Source organism: Streptomyces sp. NPDC026377 (assembly GCF_055567715.1).
This window is the reverse complement of record NZ_JBVHPV010000002.1, coordinates 644,375-668,504: the sequence shown is the minus strand read 5'-3', so window position 1 is coordinate 668,504 and position 24,130 is coordinate 644,375. Positions and strand designations below refer to the sequence as shown.

The 24,130-nt window shown below is 64.6% G+C and carries 24 protein-coding genes; 2 read left to right on the top strand and 22 right to left on the bottom strand.

Features of this window, described 5'->3' with window-relative positions:
• Positions 1 to 65: 65 nt before the first annotated feature.
• The 20 genes from ACZ4MU_RS07290 to ACZ4MU_RS07195 all read right to left on the bottom strand — a co-directional run bounded on the left by ACZ4MU_RS07290 (position 66) and on the right by ACZ4MU_RS07195 (position 20,029).
• Positions 66 to 896 carry a hypothetical protein gene (locus ACZ4MU_RS07290; RefSeq protein ID WP_467872059.1) on the bottom strand — a complete coding sequence of 277 codons (831 nt, stop codon included), beginning with the start codon at positions 894 to 896 and terminating at the stop codon, positions 66 to 68.
• Entirely contained in the window at positions 889 to 1,680 is a 792-nt protein-coding gene (locus tag ACZ4MU_RS07285; protein WP_467872056.1) for a hypothetical protein, read from the bottom strand. Before ACZ4MU_RS07285 ends, ACZ4MU_RS07290 begins: the two co-directional genes overlap by 8 nt.
• A 10-nt stretch (positions 1,681 to 1,690) precedes the next feature.
• Complete coding sequence (locus tag ACZ4MU_RS07280; RefSeq protein ID WP_467872054.1) at positions 1,691 to 2,764, bottom strand: hypothetical protein; 1,074 nt, start codon at positions 2,762 to 2,764, stop codon at positions 1,691 to 1,693.
• A gap of 4 nt (positions 2,765 to 2,768) precedes the next feature.
• Positions 2,769 to 4,130, bottom strand: coding sequence for a Gp37-like protein (locus ACZ4MU_RS07275; RefSeq protein WP_467872052.1), 1,362 nt, complete (start codon positions 4,128 to 4,130; stop codon positions 2,769 to 2,771).
• Positions 4,131 to 4,138: 8 nt separating this feature from the next.
• A complete protein-coding gene (locus tag ACZ4MU_RS07270) occupies positions 4,139 to 4,951 on the bottom strand; it encodes a phage tail family protein (protein ID WP_467872050.1) in 813 nt (270 codons plus the stop codon).
• 189 nt (positions 4,952 to 5,140) lie between these two features.
• Complete coding sequence (locus tag ACZ4MU_RS07265) at positions 5,141 to 10,987, bottom strand: transglycosylase SLT domain-containing protein (protein ID WP_467872047.1); 5,847 nt, start codon at positions 10,985 to 10,987, stop codon at positions 5,141 to 5,143.
• Positions 10,988 to 10,995: 8 nt separating this feature from the next.
• The gene (locus ACZ4MU_RS07260; protein ID WP_467872045.1) at positions 10,996 to 11,289 is read right to left on the bottom strand and encodes a hypothetical protein; all 294 of its coding nucleotides are present in this window, start codon (positions 11,287 to 11,289) and stop codon (positions 10,996 to 10,998) included.
• 113 nt (positions 11,290 to 11,402) lie between these two features.
• Entirely contained in the window at positions 11,403 to 11,693 is a 291-nt protein-coding gene (locus tag ACZ4MU_RS07255; protein ID WP_467872042.1) for a hypothetical protein, read from the bottom strand.
• A 113-nt stretch (positions 11,694 to 11,806) separates the two neighbouring features.
• Positions 11,807 to 12,721, bottom strand: coding sequence for a phage tail tube protein (locus ACZ4MU_RS07250; protein WP_467872039.1), 915 nt, complete (start codon positions 12,719 to 12,721; stop codon positions 11,807 to 11,809).
• Positions 12,722 to 12,784: 63 nt separating this feature from the next.
• On the bottom strand, positions 12,785 to 13,168 hold the full coding sequence (locus ACZ4MU_RS07245) for a hypothetical protein (protein WP_467872037.1): 384 nt from the start codon (positions 13,166 to 13,168) through the stop codon (positions 12,785 to 12,787).
• Positions 13,165 to 13,494 carry a hypothetical protein gene (locus ACZ4MU_RS07240; protein ID WP_467872034.1) on the bottom strand — a complete coding sequence of 110 codons (330 nt, stop codon included), beginning with the start codon at positions 13,492 to 13,494 and terminating at the stop codon, positions 13,165 to 13,167. The genes ACZ4MU_RS07245 and ACZ4MU_RS07240 overlap by 4 nt, the downstream gene beginning before the upstream one ends.
• Positions 13,494 to 13,799, bottom strand: a complete 306-nt coding sequence (locus ACZ4MU_RS07235) for a hypothetical protein (RefSeq protein WP_467872031.1) — start codon at positions 13,797 to 13,799, stop codon at positions 13,494 to 13,496. Before ACZ4MU_RS07235 ends, ACZ4MU_RS07240 begins: the two co-directional genes overlap by 1 nt.
• A gap of 24 nt (positions 13,800 to 13,823) precedes the next feature.
• On the bottom strand, positions 13,824 to 14,162 hold the full coding sequence (locus tag ACZ4MU_RS07230; protein ID WP_467872028.1) for a head-tail connector protein: 339 nt from the start codon (positions 14,160 to 14,162) through the stop codon (positions 13,824 to 13,826).
• A 14-nt stretch (positions 14,163 to 14,176) separates the two neighbouring features.
• Positions 14,177 to 15,277, bottom strand: coding sequence for a hypothetical protein (locus ACZ4MU_RS07225; protein ID WP_467872025.1), 1,101 nt, complete (start codon positions 15,275 to 15,277; stop codon positions 14,177 to 14,179).
• A 66-nt stretch (positions 15,278 to 15,343) separates the two neighbouring features.
• Positions 15,344 to 15,880: a hypothetical protein gene (locus tag ACZ4MU_RS07220; RefSeq protein ID WP_467872022.1), complete on the bottom strand. Its 537-nt coding sequence runs from the start codon at positions 15,878 to 15,880 to the stop codon at positions 15,344 to 15,346.
• Between the two features lie 43 nt (positions 15,881 to 15,923).
• Positions 15,924 to 17,375: a phage portal protein gene (locus tag ACZ4MU_RS07215; protein WP_467872019.1), complete on the bottom strand. Its 1,452-nt coding sequence runs from the start codon at positions 17,373 to 17,375 to the stop codon at positions 15,924 to 15,926.
• Between the two features lie 9 nt (positions 17,376 to 17,384).
• A complete protein-coding gene (locus tag ACZ4MU_RS07210) occupies positions 17,385 to 18,230 on the bottom strand; it encodes a hypothetical protein (RefSeq protein WP_467872017.1) in 846 nt (281 codons plus the stop codon).
• A gap of 65 nt (positions 18,231 to 18,295) precedes the next feature.
• Entirely contained in the window at positions 18,296 to 19,060 is a 765-nt protein-coding gene (locus tag ACZ4MU_RS07205; protein ID WP_467872014.1) for a hypothetical protein, read from the bottom strand.
• A 17-nt stretch (positions 19,061 to 19,077) separates the two neighbouring features.
• Positions 19,078 to 19,509 carry a phage terminase small subunit gene (locus tag ACZ4MU_RS07200; RefSeq protein WP_467872012.1) on the bottom strand — a complete coding sequence of 144 codons (432 nt, stop codon included), beginning with the start codon at positions 19,507 to 19,509 and terminating at the stop codon, positions 19,078 to 19,080.
• Positions 19,510 to 19,732: 223 nt separating this feature from the next.
• Positions 19,733 to 20,029 carry an HNH endonuclease gene (locus ACZ4MU_RS07195; protein WP_467872009.1) on the bottom strand — a complete coding sequence of 99 codons (297 nt, stop codon included), beginning with the start codon at positions 20,027 to 20,029 and terminating at the stop codon, positions 19,733 to 19,735.
• Positions 20,030 to 20,566: 537 nt separating this feature from the next.
• Here ACZ4MU_RS07195 and ACZ4MU_RS07190 point away from each other — a divergent pair.
• The gene (locus ACZ4MU_RS07190) at positions 20,567 to 21,079 is read left to right on the top strand and encodes a hypothetical protein (RefSeq protein ID WP_467872007.1); all 513 of its coding nucleotides are present in this window, start codon (positions 20,567 to 20,569) and stop codon (positions 21,077 to 21,079) included.
• A gap of 67 nt (positions 21,080 to 21,146) precedes the next feature.
• Here ACZ4MU_RS07190 and ACZ4MU_RS07185 read toward each other — a convergent pair whose 3' ends face one another.
• Together ACZ4MU_RS07185 and ACZ4MU_RS07180 are read right to left on the bottom strand one after the other, a co-directional pair.
• Positions 21,147 to 22,076 (bottom strand): MBL fold metallo-hydrolase, encoded by a 930-nt coding sequence (locus tag ACZ4MU_RS07185; RefSeq protein ID WP_467872004.1) that lies wholly within the window; start codon positions 22,074 to 22,076, stop codon positions 21,147 to 21,149.
• Positions 22,077 to 22,129: 53 nt separating this feature from the next.
• Entirely contained in the window at positions 22,130 to 22,918 is a 789-nt protein-coding gene (locus tag ACZ4MU_RS07180) for an MmyB family transcriptional regulator (RefSeq protein ID WP_467872002.1), read from the bottom strand.
• Positions 22,919 to 23,262: 344 nt separating this feature from the next.
• On the opposite strand from ACZ4MU_RS07180, the gene fabG reads away from it, so the two are divergent.
• The gene (gene fabG / locus ACZ4MU_RS07175) at positions 23,263 to 23,967 is read left to right on the top strand and encodes a 3-oxoacyl-ACP reductase FabG (protein ID WP_467872000.1); all 705 of its coding nucleotides are present in this window, start codon (positions 23,263 to 23,265) and stop codon (positions 23,965 to 23,967) included.
• Positions 23,968 to 24,130: the final 163 nt, after the last annotated feature.

Sequence of the window (24,130 nt, the reverse complement as noted above, 5' to 3'; positions counted from 1 at the left end):
GAGGTCTGGGCCGAGAACTTCACGGGCCGACCACCGCTTGAGGGCGGGTTTAGGGATGGTTCACCTCACTGAAGGTAGGTCGTCTTGCCGAGCACGGACGCGGCGGCGTCACCGAGAATCCATGTCGGATTCCCGTCGCTGCTGCCGGGAATGGTCACCAGGTACATGGCCGCGGCGTCCACCTTGGTGTTGAGCTGGAGGGCCCCGAGCGAAGCGCCGGCCCCCGGCGTGTCAGCCGCGAAGGCGCTGATCTCGTACGAGCCGAACCGGCCCACCACTGCTTCACGCGGAAGGACTCCCTCAGGCCACGCGTAGCTCGACACCTGACGGGACACTGCGAGCGCCACGAAGACGCTGGTGTAGTCCTTGGACGGCATGAGGGGGACCTTGTCCACGTCCTTGTGGAGCTGCATGTCGCTCACGGGGGTCACGGACTGATTGGAGACGTCGCCGTTGCGGTAGAGCAGGTTCATGCAGGCGGCCTGGGGGGAGTCGCCGAGGTCCCACACGACATCGTTCTCCTGGCCGGTGTACGGCCAGCAGACGACTGCGAAGGACACCTCGTCCGTGGAGGGGGAGATGACCTGTGGAAGGTGGCCGCCGGGAGAGAGGAGCTTGGCGAAGCCCTTCATGTTCGCGCAGATGGAGACGACGAAATCGTTGACGCGGGCCTCGGCCGGGACGGGAAGGCCGGCGTAGCGGGTGTCCTTGAAGTTCCCCTTGTTCGAGCCGACGAACGCTGCGAATTCACGGGCCGGTGGGGCAGAGGACACCCACCCCTGCCCGTCCCAGTACTGGCCACGAGGAACGCTTGCCGTCCACTCCGTTCCGGTCCAGTAGTTGACCTTGGGGGCGCCCCAGGCAGCGCCGTCCCAGACCCTCCAGACGTTAGCCATACTGCAACCACACATCCCCGGGCTTGAGTTGGCTTGTGGGGGGCAGGGCGGAAGCAGGCCCGGAGTACACGCGGGCAGATCCAACGTTCGGGGCGATCACGTTGCCGTCTGCCTGGAGAGACCCGGTGATCAGGACGTTGCCGGACTTGCGGACGCGGAAGACGGAGGTGGCCCCGTCTGCGCCACCCTGGACGTTGATGGCGTTGGTGGTCTCGTTGGTGTTTTTCGTGAGGACGACGAGGCCGGTGTTGTTGGTGAACGGCTGGATGTAGAAGGTGCCGTTGCTCCTGAGCTGCGTGCCGACCTCGCCCGCGCGATTCATGCGGATCACGTCGTTGGTGCCGCCTGCTGCCTCGACGTTGAGCCAGGCATCGCCGGGGCCGGTTGCGACGTCGTTCTTGCCGGTCCGTCCCACCGCGGCATCGAACTTGCGATCCGTGTACTCACGATCCTTGTGCGGGTCCACGTCCGTGGTGAGGTGCTTGGCCAGCCGAGAGGACAGGCTCATCTGGATCAGCTCGACCCGCTTTGCCACCGTGCCGGCCTTCGCCCACAGGCGTTCCACTCCGGGAGGGCCGAGGAACGGGAGGATATAGCCGTACTCGTCGGCCGTGAGAGTGCTCTGCTCGATCTGGCTGCCGTTCTCGACGTCGACCAGGTCCATCACCCGGTTCGCGGTGTCCGTGGGGCCGTCCCAGATGGTGACCGGTGCACCGGCTACTCGTCCGCCGTCCACGTCTTCGGCAACGTCGGCGGTGCCGCCGCCAAAGAGGTAACGTTCCATCGTTGGCTCCTTACTCGTTGTAGGCGTTGGTCTCGTAGACGCCGGAGATGACGATCGAAGACTGAGACGGGAAAACCGTCAGGTAGTCCAGGCCCTCGCTCAAGTAGTTCTGGCTCGGGTACGTCATGCGCACGGTCTTGCCCTTGTTGCCACCGTTGGCCATTCCGGTGATCGCCACGAAGTTGGGCATCCCGCCCCGGTAGCCGCCGTTGAGCATGTAGCCCGCGAACGACTGGCCGACCACGCCGTTGAGGTTCTGGGGCAGCGTGAAGCTGAGCGCGCCGTCCTTCGCCCGGATGTCCGTGTTGGACGAGTTGTCGAAGTCGATCGTGAACCAGGCGAGATTCGGGGCGGCCCAGCGCCAACGACCGCGCAGCAAAAGGCCCTTGGGGATGCTGGCGGCGTTGATCAGATCGGGCGTGTAGTTCCAGGACTTACCCAAGGTGCGGGCGACCGCCACGCCGTCGCGGCCCTTATAGATCTCCTCCTGGACGTGGCGGGCGTCGCTGTCGAGATCAAGGGCGAAGGTCCCCTGGGGGAGGAACCGGGTTGAGTCTGCGGCCCACCAGGGGAAGGCCACGTGGTTCGGCGCGTCGAAGGGGGCCCGATCGTAGAGCTGAGGGGTGCCGTTGTCCCTCGGGACGAAGACCTCCCAGATGACCATCTCCCACTGCTGGCCAGCCTCGTGGATCGGCTGCGGCGGAACCGGGTTAGAGGAAGGCTGGCTCTGTCGGACGTCCATGTTCACGGAGCCCTTGGTGTGATCCACTCGGATGACGACCACGTCGCGGCGGTCCTTGGCCTTGTCGAAGTTCTGGCCAATCTCGAATTGACGCGTGCCTTCGAGCTTGTAGTAGAAGCCGCCCACCCAGGCTTCGCCCCCCTGAATTTCCAGGGTGCGGGTGTTCGGCAGGATCTTGGCGTAGAAAGGGAGGGTCGCCGCGTCGGGGGAGACAGCGGTGATGCGGCTCGCTACGCGGTCCCCGCCCCACATGGTTGCCATCTTCTGCCAATCCACCTGGCTTACGGCCTGCCGGCCTCCCTCTCCGCCGTCCTTCTCGAACGGGAAACTTATCTCCGCCACGGGATCACATCCTTGCTTCGAGCTTGCGGAGCTTTTCCCGCATTTCCGATACGTGTTTGTACAAATTCAGAGGTTCCCCGGTCCCCTGCTCACCGATCTTCGGGACGACGCTTTCGGACCGCCCTCCGTCCTCCACCGTGATGTTGACTTCGCGGACGATGTCCTCGTAGACCTCGCCCTCGATGTCCACGGACACGCGGTCACCGACGAAGTAGTCGATTCCGAAACGGCATTGAGGCGTGTCAATGGGATAGATCTGGAAATTGCCGTTCTTCTCCGACTCCTTGAGTACGGCTTCAGCGGCCGTCTTCATCGCGTCCTGGTAGATCTTCAGAGCCTCGGCTTCGTCTTTGGCCCCGGGTGGCAGCGTGAAGCCGCCGTCCTTGGGCTTGTTGAGGACCGGCTTTCCGGCTGCGTCGGTCTTCAGGGGGATGTCGCGGCGGTCGATGAACTGTTCGCTGATCAGGCCCCACTCGCGTTCGTCGTCAGTGAGCCCATCGGGACCGTAGCCCGCCTCCGGGTACTGGCGGATGAACCGGTCTTTGCCCTCGCCCTGCGCCGCGACGATGGCGCGAGTTACGCGAGGTGCTGTCAGGGTGGCGACATATTCACGGAGGTTCCCCAACTCGGGGGAGAAGCGCACACTGTTGGTCTTGTCCTGTGGGAGAAACGTGGTGAGCTTGATCTTCTTGTCATCGGGATGCCACAGGAAGCGGTAACCGATTCCGCCTTCCTTGGTCCACTTCTCTGCGAGCGCGCCCAGGTTGTCGTAGCGAACGGTGCCCGCCACCTTGGCGCCGATCTTCGGCGGTATTCCTGGCTGATCGGCGACCGGAGGCGGAAGCAGGGTGACACCGGGGGCCTTCCGGCCTGGTAGGCCGCGGGCCCCGAAGGCGAGGTCCATCTCAACCCAGAGAGCTTGGCCGGCCTCTTCGCCGATCGGGCGGGCGTCCCGGTCGCGGTCCTTCCACTGCTCGTTCGCGGGGTAGACGCTCATCCCTCCCGTGCCCCAGTTCTTGACGCCGGGGAAGGCGAGGTACTGGTAGGGGAGCTTGTTGTCGCACTTGCCACCCACGTACACCGAGCCCTGATCTGTGTGCTGCTCGACGGTCCAGTACTTCTGGAACTGTTCGATCTGGCCCGAGAAGATCGGCTCGTCATCGCGACCATCCATCCAGACGGCGACCCCGCCGCCCTTCTCCAGCAACTTCGCCTGCGGCGTCTTGTCCTTGACGAGGAGCTGCCAGGTGCCCTGCTGGTTGTAGCGAATGATCAGGTCCAGCTTGATCCAGGTGTCCAGCTCGCCGATCCGATGGATAAGGCCGTCCGCGTCGGGACGGCCACGGACCTCTATTCGGTACCCCAAAGCACCTCCTAGTAGGTCTCGTATCGGGGGGCGATCGTCATGCGCAGCGTTGCGTTCGCGCTGCCCGGAACCAGTTCGATCCCGATCTGGGATCTGCCCGAGGGCAGGGGCCACAGGGACGGCGACGCGTTGAGCAGGGGCCAGTAGTTCTTGCCCTTGTCGTCCAGGAGGGTCTTGCGTCCGGGGCGGGTGTCGATCTTCAAAGTGGTGCCGCCTGGGACGGCGTCCTGTGCTCTGCCGTCGATGCCGAACGAGCGCTTGCCGCAGGTGAACTGGAACCGGCGCACGGGTCCGGTGATCTCCCACACGGGCCAGGCATCCACGTCGCCGGGGTTGGTGACAGGAAAGTCCTTCCGCGACACCAGTCCTTGGCTGATTGAGAGAGGGAAGAGGGACTTCGCGGGCTTCAGGAAAGAAGAGCCCTGGCCGAATGTCCATTCGGCGACATGGAAGTCATCGCCGTAGTACCACGGGTCCATGGCAGTGAGCTGGACGCCGTAGCGAATCCATCGGAAGCCACTGCTGTCTTCTGATTCGTTGCCCTCCAGGCCGCCCTTGTACCAGCACTTCAGGTACCGGGGAGGCAGGCCGCTCTCCTGGATTTTGAGTACACAATGCCCGTTGAGAGGGTTGAGGGCCCGGATAAGTGACTGCTTCAGGCGTCTGACGGTGTACCGGTCGATGCCGTAGAGGAACAACGGGATCATGATCTCTCGCGCGGCGGCCCTTGCGCTGCGGTACATCGACCCGGCGAGGTTCGGGCTTGCGTCGGATCGGATTTCCATAGGGGGCATGTCGAGGCCGGTGGCGCCAGCCTGCATGAAGATGTTGGGCCAGTACCGGCCTCCGAAGCCGGTGAGAGGTATCTCGTCCCCCTCACCGGCACTGCCCGTGATCGATACGTAGGTGTGCCCCCACTTCTTTGGGATTGGAGGGCTGGGGTGATTCTCTGGAGGCATCTCCGGGAGAAAATCCCAGGAAGCCGGAATTGGCATACACACTCCTATGCATCACATGGCGTACATCGCCTCCACGTACTGAAGGCCGCGAATCACGGCCTGAGTGGTGTTCTCGGCCTTGGCTTCGTGGATATGGATCTCGTAGCGTTTCCCGAGGAGATCTCGGGTATCTGCGTCGTTGTAGACGCGTTCACCGCCGCGGAAATCGATCAATTCGGGCCCCTTCTCACCCACGAGGGCGAGGCCAGGAGACGCGTAATTGGTGCCGGTCCAGTAGCCCTTCGAGGGTTTGCTGGCATCGGCCTGCTGCACCCGGCTGATGTCGCCGTACCGGTCCCGGATGTAGTTGATCGAGGCGGCGATGTTCGCCACCGGATCGAAGATGTCCCAGCTCGTACCGGCCTGGTGGTAAGCCCGGAAAGTCGGGTCAATCACCTGGGTCAGACCCTTGGACGGGGTTCCGGCCTTGGCGTTGGAGTCCCAGTTGTTGACAGCCCGGACGTTGCCCCCGGACTCACGGCGAATGATCGTCGCCATGCCGTCAGCCCACTTCGACCCGCTGACCCCGGTCAGCGCCATCGCCTTGGCGATGTACTGGCCGATTGCGGAGTCCACGCCGCCCCCGAGAGAGCCGGTGAACTTCGGGATCGAGCCGGGCCAGGCGTTGAGAACCGGGCCATCCACGGAGGCAGAGCCGCCGCCGGTTGGCCGCAGCGCGGCCGTCGCCGTGCGCCAGTAACCCCGGGTCCGCTTCAGCGAGTTGGACTCGTTTCCGCCGACCGTCTCATCCGCGCCGGTCTTGATGTTGATGTGGCCATCGCCCCGGTACGTCAGCAGGTCACCGGGCTGGGACTGAGCCACCGGGACGTGGCGCATCGCGCCGTTCCAGGCCGCCACCGCCGGCCAGCGATTCCGCGGCGTGCCCTTCGGGCTCCCGCCGTACGCGGCGTTCGCACCCGCGTGGTCCACGACCCACGAGACGAAGTCCGCACACCAGGACTCCAGAGCACCATCGGTGTACTTGGAGCCGCCCACCATCGGGGCTTCCCGCTCGAACTCAGACAGCGCGAGTTTGACGACCGCACCACCACCCGTCGTGTGCTCGTCGACCCACGACGTCCACTTCTCCATCCACGGCCGACCGGCCTGGAAGTCCCGCTTCGCGAGATCTCCGGAGAGGCCGAAGGTGCTCCCGACCGTGTCAAGCATCGGCTGGACGACGTCCTTCCACCCAGCCTTGAACGCGGAGGCGTAGCCGTCGTAGTCGTCGTCCTTGTGCCGCTTCACCCAGTCGCTACCGGACTGCCCGCCGAAGTGGGCCGGCCCGACGATGCCGCCGCCTGCGAAGGCGTTACCGCCCCTGCGGGCCACTGCATTCCAGTGGAGAATCGTTTCTGCACCGAGAGCGCGAACGACCTCCGGGCGAAGGATTCCTTCTCCGGGGCTGAGTACAGCAGGGACAGAGTCCACACCCGGCTGGTAGCCGGGAACGACACCACCACTGGCGAAGGCCAGGGTGCGAAGGGGGGCCTTGGTGCCCGCCAACTTCGCCATCTCGCTCATCATCGAGACTGCGCCGTGGTTGTAGGGCCCGGCCAGTGTGCTCCGGGTCGAGGAGTCCACGTACGACATGGCTGAGCGCCATGTGCTCTCGATTGCCTGACCGGTCTGCCGGAAGAAGCCCGACAGTCCTTGGAGCCCGGATCGCAGACGAGTGAATGAATCGATCACCCGGCCCGAGGCGGAACCGGTGGTGGCCTGGACATCGGACCAGACCCCCTGGTTCGTGGACTGGAACTGTCGGTGTGCCTGGGACAGAGGCCCGCTCAGAGCGCTGCCCTGACGCTGGTAGGCGGGGACGAGCTGGCCGTCGACGGCCGTCGTGACGCGCTGAGAGGTCTGCGCCCAGACTGCGTCGGAGGTTGCGCGGAGCTGCCGCAAGGCGGCCTCGATCGACGTCACTGCGTCAACGATCTGCTTGGCCGCCTCCGTGAACGCCGTGGCGTCGGGGGTAGCGACAGCAGTCGTCGGCTCCTGGGCTGTGCCCGACAAGGAACCCGATTTGGCTCCGGCATTGAGCTGCTGGATGGCGGCGAAGCCGAGGAAGCGGGCCGCTTCCGGCCGCAGCACCGCCTCGCCGGGAGACAGGAGCGCATGGACGCTGTCGTTGCCCGGGGCGTATCCGCCGGGGACGATCCCGCCGTCCGCGAACTTGAACAGCCCTTCGGTGTTCGGCATCGCCTCCTTGGCTCGCGCCCAGAAGTTCTGCCAGACCTCCTCTGCGAACTCAGCTGGGTTGCTGATCAGGTCCTGGACGGTCTGGATCATGTCCCGGACCCCGGCCAGCATCTCCGAGAACGTGGCCTTCATGGCCTCGATGCCTTCCTTCAGCACCGCTGCCGGGCCGTCGGTCGCCACCTTCTCGATCAGGCCGCCGATGGACTTCACGGTCTCCCAGAGGCCGCCCACCCCGTCCTTGATCATCTGCCAGAGGTTTTTCGGGTCCAGCAGGTCGCCGGTGAACTTCGCACCGCGCTGGACGATGTTCCCCTGGCCCTTCCAGATGTCATCCCAGAAGAGCTGACCCGCAGTTGGGGCCACGGCTCCCGCCACCAGACCCAGGATGTTTCCGATGCCTGTCGGGGCGGCCCGAAGCAGGCCCGGTATGCGGTTCGTGGCGAACTCGCGGAGGTTGTCGAAGCGGTTCAAGGCGCCACGGCCAGCCGCGTCGCCGCCGGCCTGCGACCCCCAACGTCCGACGTTGCGGCCTGTCGTGCCGCCGATCGCACGTCCGGCTGCGGCCATCTGAATACCGCCACCGAAGGCGCCCGCCGCCGGGCCGAGGTTGATCGAGTCCCACAGCTCGCCCAGGATCGACATCGGCCAGGGGCCCGACTTTCGGGTCCCCTTTCCTGCCGTCCCCTTCGCGTGGCGGGAGAGGTGGCCCCGGGCCGCCGCCGCGTTCCAGTGGTTGATGGTGTCGGCGCCGAGCGCGTGAGCCACCTCGGGCCGCAGGATGGCCTCGCCGGGGCTCAAGATCGCCGGGTAGTTGTCTACGCCGGGGGCGTAGCCCGGGATGACTCCGCCGAGTGCGTGTTTCTTCGACCTACCGCCGTTGCCCTTGCCATCTCCTCCGCCGAAGCCGGTGAGGCCGTTGACGGCGGCGATCTTCCCTTCGAGCTTTCCGGCCTTGCCCTCCGCCTGGTCAAGGGCGTCGCGGAGCGTGCGGACCTTCGACGTGATGCTGCCGAGGCCCCGCCCGTTGATGTCCTTGATCTTTTCGTTGAGGTCCCGTGCCTGGCTGTATGAGCCCTTGACGGCCGGTGTGAGCGTTGAGGTGAACCGTCCCCGGATCTGGGACAGAGAACGGTCGTTGAGGTCGCCCACTTCGGAGCCGACGTTGGCGATGTGGCGCTTGGCCGTATCCGACTTGTCCTTCAGGTACTCGACCTGTTGGCGGACCATGCCGAGCTTGCCGTCGTTGAGGTCCCGCACCGCGCCGTGCGTCTGTTTCACCTGCTGCTCAGCCGCGTTCGCGGCATCGGCGAAAGAGCGGAACTTCGTGGTGATCTCGGCCAGGCCCGCCGCATTGAGCTGCTGCACGCCCTGACGGACACCGCCGATTCGCTGGTCAGCGTCGCGTGCGCCGGCCTTCACCGAGGCGCCCGTTTCCCCGCCCAGAGACTCAGCGAGGTTGTTGAGCCTCAATTCATTCAATGAGCGGATGGCGGCCTTGACCGTCTGGATCTTCTGATCGATCTCGCGAAGGGCGCGCTCCGCGGCCTCGGTGTTCAGCTGTACGGCCTCAGCGCGGCTGTCCTGGCCGCGCATCCGGTCGATACCGCGCCGCAGCATGGAGCGGTCGTCACCACCGTGGGACTCGGCGCGACGTTCGCGGTACGCCTCACGGAAGTTCCCCCGGCCAGCCGTCACCCCCGCCAGGAACTGGTTACCAGTGCGGAGCGCGCCACGAGCACCCTTGGCCAGGCCGCCGCCGATCTTGAGTACCGGCAGAAACGACTTCCCCAACTTGCCGATGATCTTCGTGGCCAGTCCGATGGCAATGGCCAGGGGGCCGAGAACCGCAGCCACCTTGACGGCCTTGACCACCAGGTCCTTGAGCCACGGGTGATCGTTGAGCAGATCTTCCGCCTTCTCGACCCCAGTGAGGAGAAGCCCCAGCGCTCGGACGAACTGGCCCAGGAGACCGCCGGTGAGGTGCTTGAAGTCGGGGTCCTCAAGGAGCTTGCCGAGCCGAGCGACGAGGGTATGGACACGCTCGCCCAGTTCGGTCCACTCGAACCGACCGGTCTCCGGATTGAAGTCACCGAACTGCTTGCCGAAGTTGAGCTGAGCTTGCTCCTTGACAGCCTGGAGGGCTCCGCCGATCGAGCCGGTGCCCAGGGTCTCGGCCGTTCCCTTGACGCCCTTACGGGTGTCGTACGCCTTGAGGAAGTTGGCGAAGAACTGCTTGGAGGAGACGCCCTCTCCTCGCTCCTGGACCTTCTTCAGGAACTCCTTGGCCTCAGTGTCGTCGTCACCCTTGCCCGACGTAGTGAAGCCGGCCATCTTCGCCAGCTCGTTGATGGGAATGCCCGTACCACGCGAAAACTGCTTCAAGCTCCGCGTGTTGAGCTTGGACATGTCCATCATCATGTCCGCGCTGTACATGGCGCCCTTGACCCGCTCAGGGTCCAAAACGCCGTACGAGGCAGCGAAGTCAGCGATGCCCCGAATAAGCTTTTGGCTCTTCTTCAGGGACTCACCCGTCGAGTCACCGTAGGACTGGAAGTTCCGCGCAAGCTGCTGGAACTTGTCCGTCATGTCCTCAAGCGAAAAGGGCGTCTTCACCGCGAAGTCCTGAATGGACTGGATGCCCTTCATGACATCCTTGTTGTTGAAGCCGGCCCGCTCCAGACCCCGGGACGAAAGGAACTGCATGTCCGCGGACTGGGTGCCGATCTTCGTCACGTATCCCGCTGCCAGCGCGAGCGGAGCGACCAGGTTCTGAGTGATCGACCGGCCGACCTGCTCCAAGTTCGTGCCGAATGTCTCCGTGCCCTGCGAGAGCGACTTCCACTGGTCGGCCGCACTCTTGGTACTGCCACGGTGCTCGGCCATGAAGCCACGGAGCTGGCGCTGATTCGCGGTGATGGTGTTGGCGTACTCGCGGCGCTGCACCGCAAGGTCCCGCAACTCGTTCTGTAGGGCCGCGGTGCGCGTCTGTATCGCGAGGCGTTCCTCGGCCAGGCGCTGGCGGGCGGCGAGCTGGGCCTCGCGCTCTGCCGCCTTCTGCTCGGCGGCGGCCTGGCGGGCGGCAGCGGTCTGCTCGCGTTTGATCTCCGCGACATCACGGGCGAGAGCACGCTCCTCGGCCCGCTCGGCGGTGACGCGGCGGTGTGTCTCCGCCTGGGCCTCACGCTCCAGGCGCTGCTTCTCCTGCGCCTTGGACCGCTCGTCGCGGATCGACTCCTGAACCGCCTGGTGGTTCGCGCGGACGACGTCGTTGATGGCTCGGCGGGTTGCCGCGCTGGTGCCCTGCTCCAGTTGCTCGCGCTGCTTGGCGAGGTTCCGGTAGGTGCGGAACTGCTGCCCTGCCTCCTCACCATGGAACCGGGTGAGGCTGCGCTCGATCTGCCGCAGCTTGTTGGAGGTATCCAGGGCCTCCTTCTCGGTCATCTTGCCCGCGACCTTGGCTTGCTTGGCCGCAAGCGAGGCGATACCGGCGAAGCCCTGGCCCATCGAGCGGGAGAACGCCTTGCCTGCCTGTTCTCCCGCTCGCGTCATCTGCCGGGTGAGGTCAGTACGCATCCGCGTCAGACCCGTCTTCGACAGCTCCGGGTAGATCTCGATGTAGCCGGACCCGACCTTGACCGGTGCCCTTCCGCGGCTCGCCATGTGGCCCCCTACAGGTTGTTCATCTGCGTGAAGAAAGAGGCCACGTCGGAGCCGGAGGCGAACTCGAACTGCGGTTCCGGCTGCTGTTCAGGCTGTCCCGGACGAGGCAGAGGCGTCGGAGGTTCGAGGCCGGTGTCTTCCGAGGAATTGGCCTGGATGAAGAGGTAGTTCGACAGCTCGATGCCGTCGCTGATGCGGGCGAGCAAGTGCTCGTTGGTATCCCAGGTGGTGGATTCGTCAAGGGCGGCCAGGACGGAAGAGCGGCCCGGTTTCCTGCACAGCGACGCGATCAGCACGCCCACGCGGCGTAGGGAGAGCCGTCCGCGCCACAGGTCCAGCAGATCGACCCCGAAGTGTTCGAGGAGATCGGCCTCCAGCTCGTCGCTGAACTCCTGAATGACGCGGACGGTCGCGATTAGTTTCCCGAGTCGTCCTGACCCGAAGCCTTCGCCACCAGGTCAGCGAACTCGCCGAACTCGCGGATCGTCGGGCGGGTGGCCTTGTAGGCCGCCCACTGCTCATCGCCGACGATCAGTCGGACGGCCGTCAGCTCGTCCTCGGCCTCCAGCAGTTCGAGCGGCATGTCCAGGGCGTTGGGGACTTCGAAGGTGATGCCCCGGTGCTCGAAGGTCGCCGGGCCGGCCTCGGCCTCCGCCTTCTTCGCAGCGGTCTTCGCGGACGCAGCCTGATTCGCGGTAGCAGCCATAGGTACTCCTGAAAACAAGAAGGCCCCCGGTGGGGGGCGTGAGGGGTAGAGGGTGGGGCGGGGATTTCTCCCTCCCCGCCACGGGGATGAGTGGGGCCTGCGGCCGATCGGCGTTAGACGGTCTGCACCGTGGGCTCGACGGTGAGAGTGCCGGCCTGCGCGGAGTGTTCGCCATCGCTCGCGCTGATGGTGAAGCCCTTCAGCGGCGCGTCAGCGGCGACGGTGACCCGGATGTCGAAGGCACCGTTCGGAGAGGCGTTCCCCGCGTCGGCCACCAGCTTCGGGTCACCGGTGGTGACAGTGATCGGAGCGTTCGGCTTCGCACCCTTGCCGGTCACGTGGACCTCGCCGCCCTGCTTGACGGTCTCCTGCGAAAGGTCAGCCTGGAACTTCTCGCCAGGGAGTACGGCCCCGTCCTTGATCGCGTCGTTGGTCAGGACGTAGCCCAGGCGGCCCGCGGCGTCCAACGCCTCGATGGTCAACTCAAACTTTCCGGCTTCGGCCCGCTGGAGCTGGATGGCGCCCCGGTCAGAGATCATGGCCCGCTCGATTACTGCGCGGTACTGCACGGCGCCCTGCGACCAGTCCACGACGAGGGAAATTTCGCTCAGCTCCGGAGTACTGGACAGGTCCAGACGCCAGGTGTCCTTGATCGGCCGCTCAGTTCCGTCCGGGCCCTTTTCCGTGGCCGGCTTCCACTCCGCGCCGAAAAAGAGTTCCGTGGTGGCGAGGTTCGTTTCCATCAGAGTGGTCTTTACCTGGAACGAAGCTTCCTTCACGTTGTAAAGGACCGGCACTGCACTCTGCCAGACCTTTACCGGATCGGAGGAAATGGAAGGCGTAATCGTCACGCCGCCCTCATCCACGTAGCCCATTGGCGTGTAACCACTAGGCGCAACTCCCTTGACACCGCAGTCAGTTGGAGGCTTCGGACCAGCGCCGGACTTCGGGAGGGGGGCGAAGTAGAGAGCGCCCTCTGGGGCGAACCGGATTCGGCCTGCGTCGTTACCCTTAGCGTCAGCAGTCAATGTGTATCCTCTTTATGGCATAAAAAAAGCCCCCATCGCTGGGGGCTGGATGAGGAGGAAGTTTTATTCCTCGGTAGTGAACACGGAGACTTCGCCGAGATAGGAATGTTCTCGGGAAGTCGAATCCGGAAAATAGCGGGGGCTGATGCCATCGGAGACATCGAGCACCAAGGCACCGCCCACTCGGCGGCCTGGCAGGTCCTCAAGCAGGTATTCGCGTACGAGGTAGGCCAACTCGGCGGCTTGGTCGCGGTGTTCCGAGTACACCTGGTAGGTGACGTCGGCCCGGTCCATGCGGTCCCGGACTGCTCGGTAGCCGCCCGCGTGCTCGATGTAGATAGCGGTCTCGCCGGGTTCCCGGCCCACCAGGTCCCCGGTCACCGCGTGTGCCAGCTCGGGCTTCTCACGCAGGTAGTCATGGACGACGGAGACGGGATCGATCCTCACGACTCCCTGACCTTCATCAGTGCGCCTTTGAGGATGTGCCGGCCCGCGTGGCGGCGGCCGGCCTTGTCTCGCCAGCCGAACTCAACGAGGAGCGGGTGGCGGTCAGCCTGGACAGCGGCGTGCACAACGCCGTTCTCCTCGAAGGACGTGACCGAGATCGAGCGCGAGTACATGTTCCACGAGCCGCGCTTGTTCTTCGGCGCCTCACCTCGGGCCAGGGCCGCGATCTCCTCGGCCTTCTTCGCACTCAGCTCCGCCGACTTGGGGGAGGAGACAAGTTCCTTGAGGCCCGCCTCGGAGAGGGTGAGTCGGAATGCTGCGGGCATCAGTGCTCCACCCTCCAGGCGCGGACCCGGACATGCCGGATCGAGCCGTAGTTCCATTCCATGGGATCGCCGTCGACCTCGTAGGTGCGGCCGTCGAACTCGACTCGGTCCGCGGAGTCCACATCGGTGCCCCAGGGCAGGAAGACCCGCAACCGTTCCTGCGCCGTCTCGCGCTCGGGGGAGCGAGCTTCGAAGGCGCGGTCCGGCTGCACATGGGCCAGGCCCTCGAAGACGTTCCGCGCGGTCGACCAGTCCCGGCGCCTGGTGTAAGTCGAGTCCTTGAGGTCCGCTCGGCGGACCACCACGTGGTCACTGAACAGGAACAACCCCTACCCCCGTTCAAGGCGGACGGTGGACAGGGGGCGCCGATACCGCTTCAGCGCGGTCCTGGCCGCCGGAGAGAGCTGCTGGGCGGAGGAGGCAGGGCCGAACTGGACTTCTACGTCGCCTACACGCTCTGACACGATGCCGGGCTGGACCGCCAGCCACCGGATGACTTCAGAGCACAGAACGGCCCGAACGCCGGGGGCATCGGGCGTGTACCGGCTACCGCAGTAGTCGCGGATGAAGGCCGCAGCATCCTCGATGAATGCTTCGACCCGCGGCTTCTCTGCGTCCTCGAACCTCCGCCCGAGCCTGACCTCGATGTCTGCGACGGATACGGGCATGGCGGGCTCCTCCGTTAGGAGCCCGAGGGCGCGGTCGACTTCTCGGTGATCGACACCTTCAGGCCGCGCACAAACGATTCGCCGATGCCGACGCCACGGACCGAGTAATCCGGGTCCTCCCGGACTGTGGACAGGCCGTACATGGTGTCCAGGCCGATCGTGTCGGCCTTCTTGCCGTAGTCGTAATCGATCAGCATGCGGGTAGCGATGCCGTTGATGTTCTGGACGCTGCCCTGCACAGCACCCATCGGGATCGCCGGGCAAGCACTGACCAGGAGCATCGCGCTCTTGTGGAAGAGGTACATCTCCAGGCCGAACGAGTTGTGAATCACGATGTCGAAGCCGTAGATCCGACCGACGACCGCCCGGCGCAGGGCGTTGGTGTCGCCGCTGTAGTCCACCGCGACGAACTCGGGGTCCTTCAGGAGGATGGCCTCGACCTCGGGACCGGCGATCAGGTAGCGCTCGGAGGTCGGCACGTTGGCGACGTTCATCGCCATGCGGGCGTCAACGAGTGCGGTACGCAGGCCGAGGGCGCGGGCCTTCATGTTCTCCCCCGTCCCGTCCGCAGCCGGGATGGTCACCTCGACATCACCGCCGACGACCCTCTTCTGCGCGGCGCTCAGACCGGATCGTGTGATGTTGGCCTTGATGAAGGTCGCGGTGGTGTCATCGAAGTACTCCGCGAAGCCCCTGGTCAGCTTGGTCAGCACCTGGGTGCCGAACTGCTTCAGGTCGAAGGCCACCTGCTCCATCGACAGCGCGGTGGAGTTCTGAGCAAGGGTGGTGAGCTGGACGGGGAACCGGCTCTCGTTGATGAAGCCCATCGGCGCCAGACGATCGTTGGTCGGCAGCGGGCGGTCCGAAGCGGCGGCGAACTTGTTCTTGTCGCCCTTCACCGGGTTCCAGATCGGCTCAGAGATGCCGGCCGCCTGCACCGGGATGCCGCGACTCTCACGGTTCACGTTGATCACGTCGCCGAGGCCGCCAGTGAACTTCAGCTCCGAATACCGTGCCGGAATCCCGCCCAGGGTGAGCTGTCGGTCCAGGAGGCCGAGAGCAGCAATAGTGACCTGCTTGGGGTCAAGATTGAAATGATGCGTGGTAAGCGCCATAGGCGTGCCTCCAAAAGGGCATAAAAAAAGCCCTCCTGGAGGGGAGGGCATTCGGGGGGTTGCGGGCTAAATGAAGGACCCGCCAGCGATGAAGTCAGCCAGCTCGTTCGGGTCCATGGAGGAAATGTCACTGCCGCTGGCCCGGTGGTACCCCGTCCCCATGAGCTGGGGGAACTCCGGCTGTGCCTGAGGCTTCGGGAGTGAGGCGATCAGGTCGGTAACCCGCTCTCGATCGGCGCGGCCGTCCTCGGCCACGAAGCGAGCGAGGTCCAGGTAGTCAGTGGGCACGGAGACACCGGCCGCGGCTGCCTGGGCTCGGATCTCCGCCTCGGCCAGCGAAGTCCCCACCTCCGCCAGCGCAGCCTTACGGGCTTCCGCCCTCGCCGACTCGATGGCCTTCTCCTGATCGGTCATCTGCGCCTGGCGGATGCCCTCCAGCTCCCTGCTGGTCTGCTTCCAGCGCTTCTCGTTCTCCCGGGACAGTCGCTTCCACTTCTCCAGCTCATCAGTGGGGCCGGCGTCGACCGGAGCCTCGGGCGGCTGAGGCGCCTCGACCTCGGCAGGGCTGGCAGCAGGATTGTTCTGGTTCTGTGTCTCGTCCATGCACTAATCCATTTCGGATGGAAACGCCATTTCGGCGAGTCGGTTACTTTGTCTCACTGAGCTTGCGGTTCACGTTGCCTGAATTGCCTTGCGGGGACTTCTGGGCCATTTGGGCTGCCTTCGCTTCACTTGGCTCACTTCTTCCCATCTCCTGTTGCTGTGGGCCGAGCTTCTGGACCTCGGCCGCAGCGCGGGCATCGTCCTTTCGCATTTCACGGAAGGCGCTGATCTGGGAAGGGGTGTAACCCGCGTCGCTCCACAATTGTTCTTCAGGGACATTGAGTTGCTTCAGCTTGAGGAGGGCATCAATGTGTTGTGCCTCGGTTCGATACTCCGGATCGCGCCAAACGGTTTCCATGGCGAAGGCGTTGGCTCGCTCGTCCCGCTTCACTGTGAAACACAGCCGGATGACCTTCTCCCAAGCCTCACCGAAATGCAGCATTCTTTCCCGGACCTTGGCCACCAATCCCGCTTCCGCGCTGATGATGCTCTCGCCTGATGGCGCGGTTCCTCCGTTGACCAGGAAGTAATGGGGCGGCGTCCGCGAGATCGAACTCATATGCTGGAGCAGGAGGCCGACCAGGTCGCAATAGTTGCTGAGGCTGGCGGCCTCGAATTGGCCGAACTTGGCCTGGGGGTCCTCGGCCTGGAGGAGTTTGTCCACCGCGACCTTGAAAGGCTCCACGGGGTTGCCCTGATCGTCTTCTACGATCTCCAGGCCCGTTACATACCGCTGAGGGAACGCCGCAAATTCCGATGCGGTCAGCGCATCCGAGACGGTCTTGTTGATTGCGTCCTGAATCGGAATGACGTTCGCGAGGTCCGAGTACGGGTCACCGGACAGTCGGGAGCGGTTGTGGAACGGGACGACCGGGACGGTGCCCATAGGGTTCGGGCGTTTGATGCCGTCTTCCCACTCGGTCTCGCCCCGTTTGGTCTCGTAGACGTAGTCCTCGGTCCACAGGGTGACCCACTGCCGGCCCCAGTCATCCAGGAAGAACCGTGCCGCAGCCTCCAGTTCCGTGCGGGAACCGGGCTTGTACTGGACGACCATGTTTTCGGCGCTCACCGGCTGGATCGAAGGCTCGCCGCCCTTGTCGGCCCAGACCAGGACGTAGGCCCGGCCCTGCACCATGGCGTCCAAGTGGACCGCGTTCGAGAGCACGTCCATGCTGCTGCGCTGCCAGAACTCCCAGGCATCCTCGTCGGTGCCGGGCGATCCGGGTATTCGGAAGGCATCCACCGTCATGCGCTCCGTCGCGCTGTCGATGATCAGGCCGCAAAAGTTGTCCCGCCAGCTTTCGAAAACCTCACGGAACTCGGCCTTGAAACGTGCCTGGGAGAAGGCGAGCCTCTGATGTTCGCCCTCGTAGTACTGGGCGTACCGGAACAGGTCCGGCAGTTGGTTGGTCAGCTTTCCGTGGAGATACGCCAGCCAGTCGGCCGGGGATTCGGGCGGACCGGCGGCGGTGTATCCGTTAGGGGGGACGATCATGCAGCCTCGCTAAAAGCCGACTACACGCCCCCTTCGCACATTGAGTCGACCGTCAGCGATTGCATCAGCCCTGGCCTCAAAGGCAAGAATGGCGCACACGGCCAGGTCGATTTTCTTCTTGGAACGGGGGGAATCCTTGGTAATCAAGATCCCTTGGGGGACTTCCCGCGTCACTGCGTTCAACATGTGGCGGGTCAGGTCGGCATTGCCGTCGTGTTTGACGTCGCCGACCGCGACGGCGGAGTGCAGCCGTTCAGTGGCCTCGCACATCCGCATCGGCTTGTTGGTCCAGTATTCGAAAACATGGTCATCGCCGTAGGTGATGGCCCAGCGGCCAATGGCTTCCTGCCAATACGGTGGATCTCCGTAGAACCACTCGACTCTGTACGTCTCGAAGGCGCGCTTCACGGCGGCCTCAACGGCGAGGACGTCGACTTCCCAGTCAGGCTGTTTCGGGTCTCGTGGGTTCTCCCAGAGGCCGAGCGTGAAGAGCTTTCCGTCCCGCAGGCGGGCGCCGACCAATCCTGTGGCGTCCCCTCGGAGGCTCCCATCGAATCCGACGGCTATCTGGTCGCCGGGGAGAACGGGGTCGTCCTCGTCGAGGCAGGCGTCCCATTCCGACTTGATCAGCCAGCCGTCCGCGTTCTCCTGGATGTTGTTCAAGTAGAAGCGGTAGGCGATGGCCGCGCTGGTGCGCGGGTCCATGACTGCTTCGACGATGCCGTCCACGTCGACCCAATGAGAATCGCCGTAGGCGTCGATCACCGCTTCACGTACGGCTTCCTCGTTCTTGAGGTCGACATCCCGAACCGCCTCACGGCAGTCGTAGAGAATGCGCTTGGCCCCGAGTTCCATTGCGGCCTCATAGGTCCGCTGGGCGATGGAAGCCTCGTTAGGATTGAACGCGTTGGTCGTTTCGATCAGACGGGAACCGGCACCTGCGGTTTTCTGGACATTGCGATCAAGAGTTTCCCAGACGTATACGCCCTGGTTTGATTCAACAAAGTGATGGACCTCGTCGCAAACAACAAAGTGGCATCAACCCGGCCCCGGCAGAAACGTTCCTGCCGGGGCCGAGCAAAGGTGGGCCTCGCCCCCTCAAGCCCACGAGAGGATGAGGTGACGGGCTCAATACGGCCCGGTCGTCCGTCCTTGAACTGGATGAGCCCCTTGCCGATGTCGAGGTTAAATTCCTTCTCGGCGGGGGACTCCGCCAGCATTCCGCGGATCATGTCCCGGGTGTTGGCGGTCTGGTCCAAAGATGTCGCCGCGATCTGCACGAGCGGCAGGGCGACCCGCTTGGCGATGGGATGCTTCTCCTGGCCGGAGTGCGGCTTCTTACCGGCACCGCCGCCGCAGGTGTAGCAGGGCTCGCCCTGCTTCGCCCAATGGGAGAAGCGAGCAGGGCCGATGAACTCGATGATCGCGATGGCGGCCAGCAACGGGGTCTTCCCCCACCCCTTGGCGCGGCGCAGGGCCGCCGTGCGGTAGACCCATCGGCCGTTGTCATCGATTGCGTAGAGCCACAGCAGGAAGCGCAACTGCTCGGGGCTGAAGCTCCACGGGCGGCCAGCGTGCTCACCGTCAGGCTGGACGATGTACCGCTCGGCCCAACGCATGATCTCGTAACCGAGGCTTCGGGAGCGAGGCGGAATGCCGGATGGCATGTTTCCCGTCAGCGGCATTCGCTCACCCCCCTTTCTCACTCGGAGAGCATCTTGAACAGCTCCTCATCCAGGTCCGTGGTGGCTTCCTGGGTGGCTTGTGCGGCTTCCTGCTCTGCCTGCCGATCGAAGTTCATGCGAAGTCGGGCTCGGTCCTCGGTGGTGGCGCCCCACCGCCCAACTCGTTGCCGGATCTCGCCGGCCAGGCGCACGTTGCCCTGGTAGAAGGCGTCCACCAGCCGGGTGGTCAGCTCCAGTTCGGCCCAGTCGGTCTCTAGCCAGTGCTCAGTTTGGGGAGCTGCTGCCCAGGTCTTCCAGAAGCGTTTGGCACCGCCGGTCTCGACGCCGAGGGACTTCGGCAGGGCTCGGCCCTCGCCAGAGCTGAGAGACAGGCCGTGCTCTCCCAGGGCGTGGTCGGTGTTGCGGCGTCGGGCGTTGGGGTTGGGGGCCGGCCCGCGGCGTGAGGGCATCAGGGCACCCTCCGAAGACTGTGGGGATCGATCCCGTACAGCTCGCCCAGCTCCGACAGCTCAAAGAGGGCGTCCTGTACCCATTGGCGCTTCTCTGCGGCCTTCGAAGGCCGGCGGGCAGCCTTGTTCGGCGGGAAGGGGCACTGGCAATGAACGCAAAGGCCATCGCACAAGGGCACTGGAAGCCTCCGTGGGGGGAGTGAATGAATGATTGAGCGGGGGCCTACCGGTCCTCGTAGTAGGTCTTGTGTCTGTGGCAGTCCCTGCACAGGACCCACAGGTTCGACAGGTCCCAGGTGCCGCCTCTGGCGACTGGAATCAGGTGGTCGACTTCCAACTCGGTTCGTGAGCCACAGCGTTGGCACGTAAAGCGGTCCCGGGCCAGGACCAGGGACCGGCGTTTGTGGAAGTCGCCAGGGCGCTTGAGGTTCCGCGCTGAGGTCTTCCAGCCCCTCTTGGGAGGGGCGTGGCTCTCGCAGCGCCCTGAACGAGTGGTCACGGAGGTGCAGCCCACCGACATGCATATCGACTTAGCTCGGGGCATCGTGGCCTCCCTCCGTGAGGGGTGAGTCGGCGGGATTCGAACCCGCTCGTCCGCCCTTGCGGGGCGGGGTGCGCGCCGGACACTGCGACTCCAGCGCGGAGCGACCGCGCCTTCGCTCGCTGCGGGGATCAACCGCAGCGAACCGAATGAAGGCCCCGGCTGGGTTCTTGTCTGGCAGCCGGGGCCGTGATCTTCCTGGATCTCTACCAAGAAAGATTCATCTGGGAGATCAACAGGAAGAAAGCTCTATTTGTAGTTAATTCATTCAGGAACTCCAAGGAGACTTTCTGTTCGACCTCGTTTCACTCGGTCTCACTATGTATGTAGGTGTTACTCGGACCGATATGACCGAGGAGAAGGCCGAATGAGAGACACCTCACAATCTGCCCGGTGAGGGCAACCCTGCGTGTAAAAGTTGATGTGCGACGCGTACCGTTGGTATGGTGAGGCGTCCCTGTGATGACCCCTTCGGGCGAAGGTGCGCCGAAGTCTGTGATCGAAAGGTCGCTCTTCGTGACCAAGCTGCCCTCTGACGCCGAACTGTCGAAGCTCTTCCACCTCGGGGTGAAGGACGCCGAAATCGCCGCTCAGTACGGGGCGTCAGTCCAGGCGGTGAACAAGCGGATGGTGAAGATGAAGCTGCGCAAGCAGCCCATCGCTGTCCGTGTCAACGAGCTGGTGAAGTCCATCTGGGATGTCAAGACATCCCGCACCGGCCCGAGCCATCACAACGCGTACATCCTGAAGAACCTCAAGGTGTACATGCGAGTGCGGCTCGGGGACACCGCCAGCGAAACACAGCGGCGGGAAGCTGACTGGCTGATCGGTCGGCTGGTGCGCGACAACGTCGTCATCGACTATGACCCGACGTCCAAGTCGGGCTTTGATTACGCGCCGCGGAAGCCCCAGGACAACCGCAGAATCCTCCGGTGGCCAGAAGGCGTGGAACTGCCTGAGGCGGATCTCCAGCGAGCCATGGAACTGCCGGACACGGACCAGCACCAAGAACCGCCGCGCACCGCCTGAGGCAGGGGTATGGCTGCTGGCTGGCACCCGCGATTGGGGTACCAGCCGGCCCATGAGCGTGACGGCCCTAGGCCGCCGCCAGACCTGCCATCCCCTCCACGAGGGCGTAGGTGCCGGCCGGGATGCCTTGAACCCCTGCATCACGGTAGGCCGCCGCGGTTGCGGTAAAGAGCCGCTCCGGATGCGCCCAACCCTGGGCGTGTTCGGCGTGCACGCGTTGTGCCGCCTCCTCCAGCGGTATGCCCGCCGCTGCGTAGGAACCAGCGCTCTCGCCGACGCGCAGCAGGTAGTCCCGGAATCCGGCAACGCCGGACCGATCCAGTACCGGGCCATGCCCCGGGACGATCGTTTCTGCACCCGTGTCAAGGATGGTCTGACAGGAGCGCACGCACTCGCTCAACGAGTCCGACCACACCACCATGTGCATGCCGGAGAAGATCGCGTCTCCGGCAAACAGCACACCCTCGTCGGGAACATGGACAGCCACATCTCCTGCGCTGTGGCCGGGGCCCAGGTCAAGCAGCTCGACCAGAACCGTGCCGACCTTCACCTCTTCACGTCCGGTGAAGGTTCGCGTCGCCGGAACAACCTCAACACCCGTGAAGTCAAAGCCGCCGAAGTGCTTAGCCGCGTAGGCCGCGACGGGGGAGGAGGGATCTGCCTGGCACAAAGCCGTGAGCTGTACGGGGTTCATCTCTTGGCACAGGTGGTCCGCAGAGGCAGCGGAGGTAACTATCTCGGCGTCGGGAAGCAGTTGGTTGCCCCAGGTGTGATCGCCATTCTGGTGCGAGTTCACGATGGTGCTGATCTGCACGTCCGGGAGCGCGCCCATCACGGCGTCCAACAGCTCCCGGGTTGCAGCGAGGGTGAATTGAGTGTCCACCAGAAGGGCTGCGCCTTCAGAGACGATGACGCCGCAGTTGCTCCACCCCCAGCCGGTGCGGTCGTGGAGCCACGCCCATGTTGAGTCGGACAGGGGCCGCAGGTGGGGCGTCACTGCTGAAATCTTCCTTGTTCTTGTGTAGTCGTGAGTCTTCACGCGGAGCCGGCCTACTTGGCTTCTGCTGGTACGACCATGAGGCGCAGCGACGGGTCTGCCATGGGTGTGTAGCAGAGGAAAGTCACCTCAAAGACGGTGTCTCCATGGCCGGGCAGGTAGGCCAGGCGTTGTTGTTTGTCGGGGTGGTGAACGGTGGTCAGGTCGTCCTCCAGGAGGCGCGCAGCCCCTCGGTCGCGCTGCTTGATCTCCTCGATGACCTCGTTCAGCCTGGGGTGATCAGGGTTCGCTTCGTGGCGCAGGCGTAGTTGGCTCGCCATCGGTTTGGCCCACTCCTCCTCCCAGTTGACGAGCTGCATCCGGGCCTCGGGGTATGTGAGAGCCCAGATCATGACGTTGATGCCGTTCAGCATCCATGGCCACTCGCGTCCGGCGGTGCTGTTGAGCGCCATCACGTCCCACGCGAAGTCGGAGACGTAGGCCGTCCATGGCTGCATATGCACGAACGCCTCTGCGGTGGGATGCAGGTTGCTTCGGTCGGGGCGGTACCGACTGGGCGGCTCGGCTCCGGTGCCGTACACGTACAGGCTGTAGCGCTGCCCTTCGTCGAGCACGAGGGCGCGGACCAGGGTCTCGATCCACTCAGGAGAAGGCGCCCGGCGACCGGTCTCACAGGCCCGGTACCAGCCCTCGGTGATGCCGGTGAGGCGACTGATCTGGTCCTGGGTGATCCCGCGCTTCGTCGTACGGGATGAACCTCTGAAGAGGCCAGGCACTTCGTTGCCGTCGCAACTGGTACGCAGGTGCCGCAGCAGTCGAGAGAAGCGCACGAGATCGGTCATGGGCAGAGCACCAGCTTTAGTAAAGGATCGGTCAAGTATCGGAGGGGGCGACGCACAGATTACGGGCATGTCGGTCTTGATCGCACACTTGTGCCCACAGAGCGAAAAGGGCATATGGCGCTATACCTGCCCATGATCGGCAGTTCGCCATCCGGTAGTTCGAGTACCGGTCAGTAGCTACCGGTCGAAAATGGCGACTGACCAGCCTCGAAACCAGGCAAAGATGAACCACCGCTTCACGATCGTGACAGGCCCCAGGGTCTGGCCGCCGTCGTCTGCGTGGCGCTGGAACCGACCAGTCCGGCGTCTATCTGTCTCCATCTGCCTTGAGAGGTTTCTCAGCTGTGAGTCGTAGTGTTTTCGTCACCGGGGGCAACCGGGGTATCGGCCTCGCAATCGCGCGGGCCCTGGCCGCTGCCGGGGACAAGGTGGCCGTCACCTACCGGTCCGGCGAACCGCCGGCCGGACTGCTCGCCATCAAGTGCGACATCACTGACCCCGAGCAAGTGGCAGCCGCCTTCAAGCAGATCGAGGCCGAGCACGGCCCCGTCGAGGTGCTTGTCGCCAACGCCGGCATCACCCGCGACGGCCTGTTGCTGCGCATGTCGGAGGCGGACTTCGGTGACGTGCTGGCCACCAATCTCACGGCTTCGTACCGGGTCGCCAAGCATGCTGCTCGCGGAATGCTCCGGGCCCGTAAGGGCCGCATGATCTTCATCTCCTCCACCGTTGCCCTGCTGGGCGAAGCCGGGCAGGCCAACTACGCGGCTTCGAAAGCGGGGCTCATAGGGCTCGCGCGCTCCCTCTCGCGAGAGTTGGGCTCCAGGGGGATCACGTCCAACGTGGTGGCTCCCGGTCTGACTGCCACCGACATGGCCGCGGCCCTGTCACCCGAGCGCACAGCGGAACTTTGCGGGCAAATTCCTCTTGGCCGTCTCGCGCAGCCGGAAGAGGTGGCTGCGGCTGTGCGGTTCCTGGCGTCGGAGGAAGCGGCGTACATCACTGGAGCTGTCATCCCCGTTGATGGCGGCGTCGGAATGGGGCACTGAGCTGCCCGGTTCGATGACTTCACGTCTTCGAACCTCATTTCGGCACCAGGTTGATGTGAGACCGCCTCGGGGGAGGGCGTGAGCAGCCGGCCCCTGAGATTTCCAGTGAGGAGACCTCCTGTATGGCCCTGTCCTGCGCTCTGGCCACGGCCCACCCACGTGT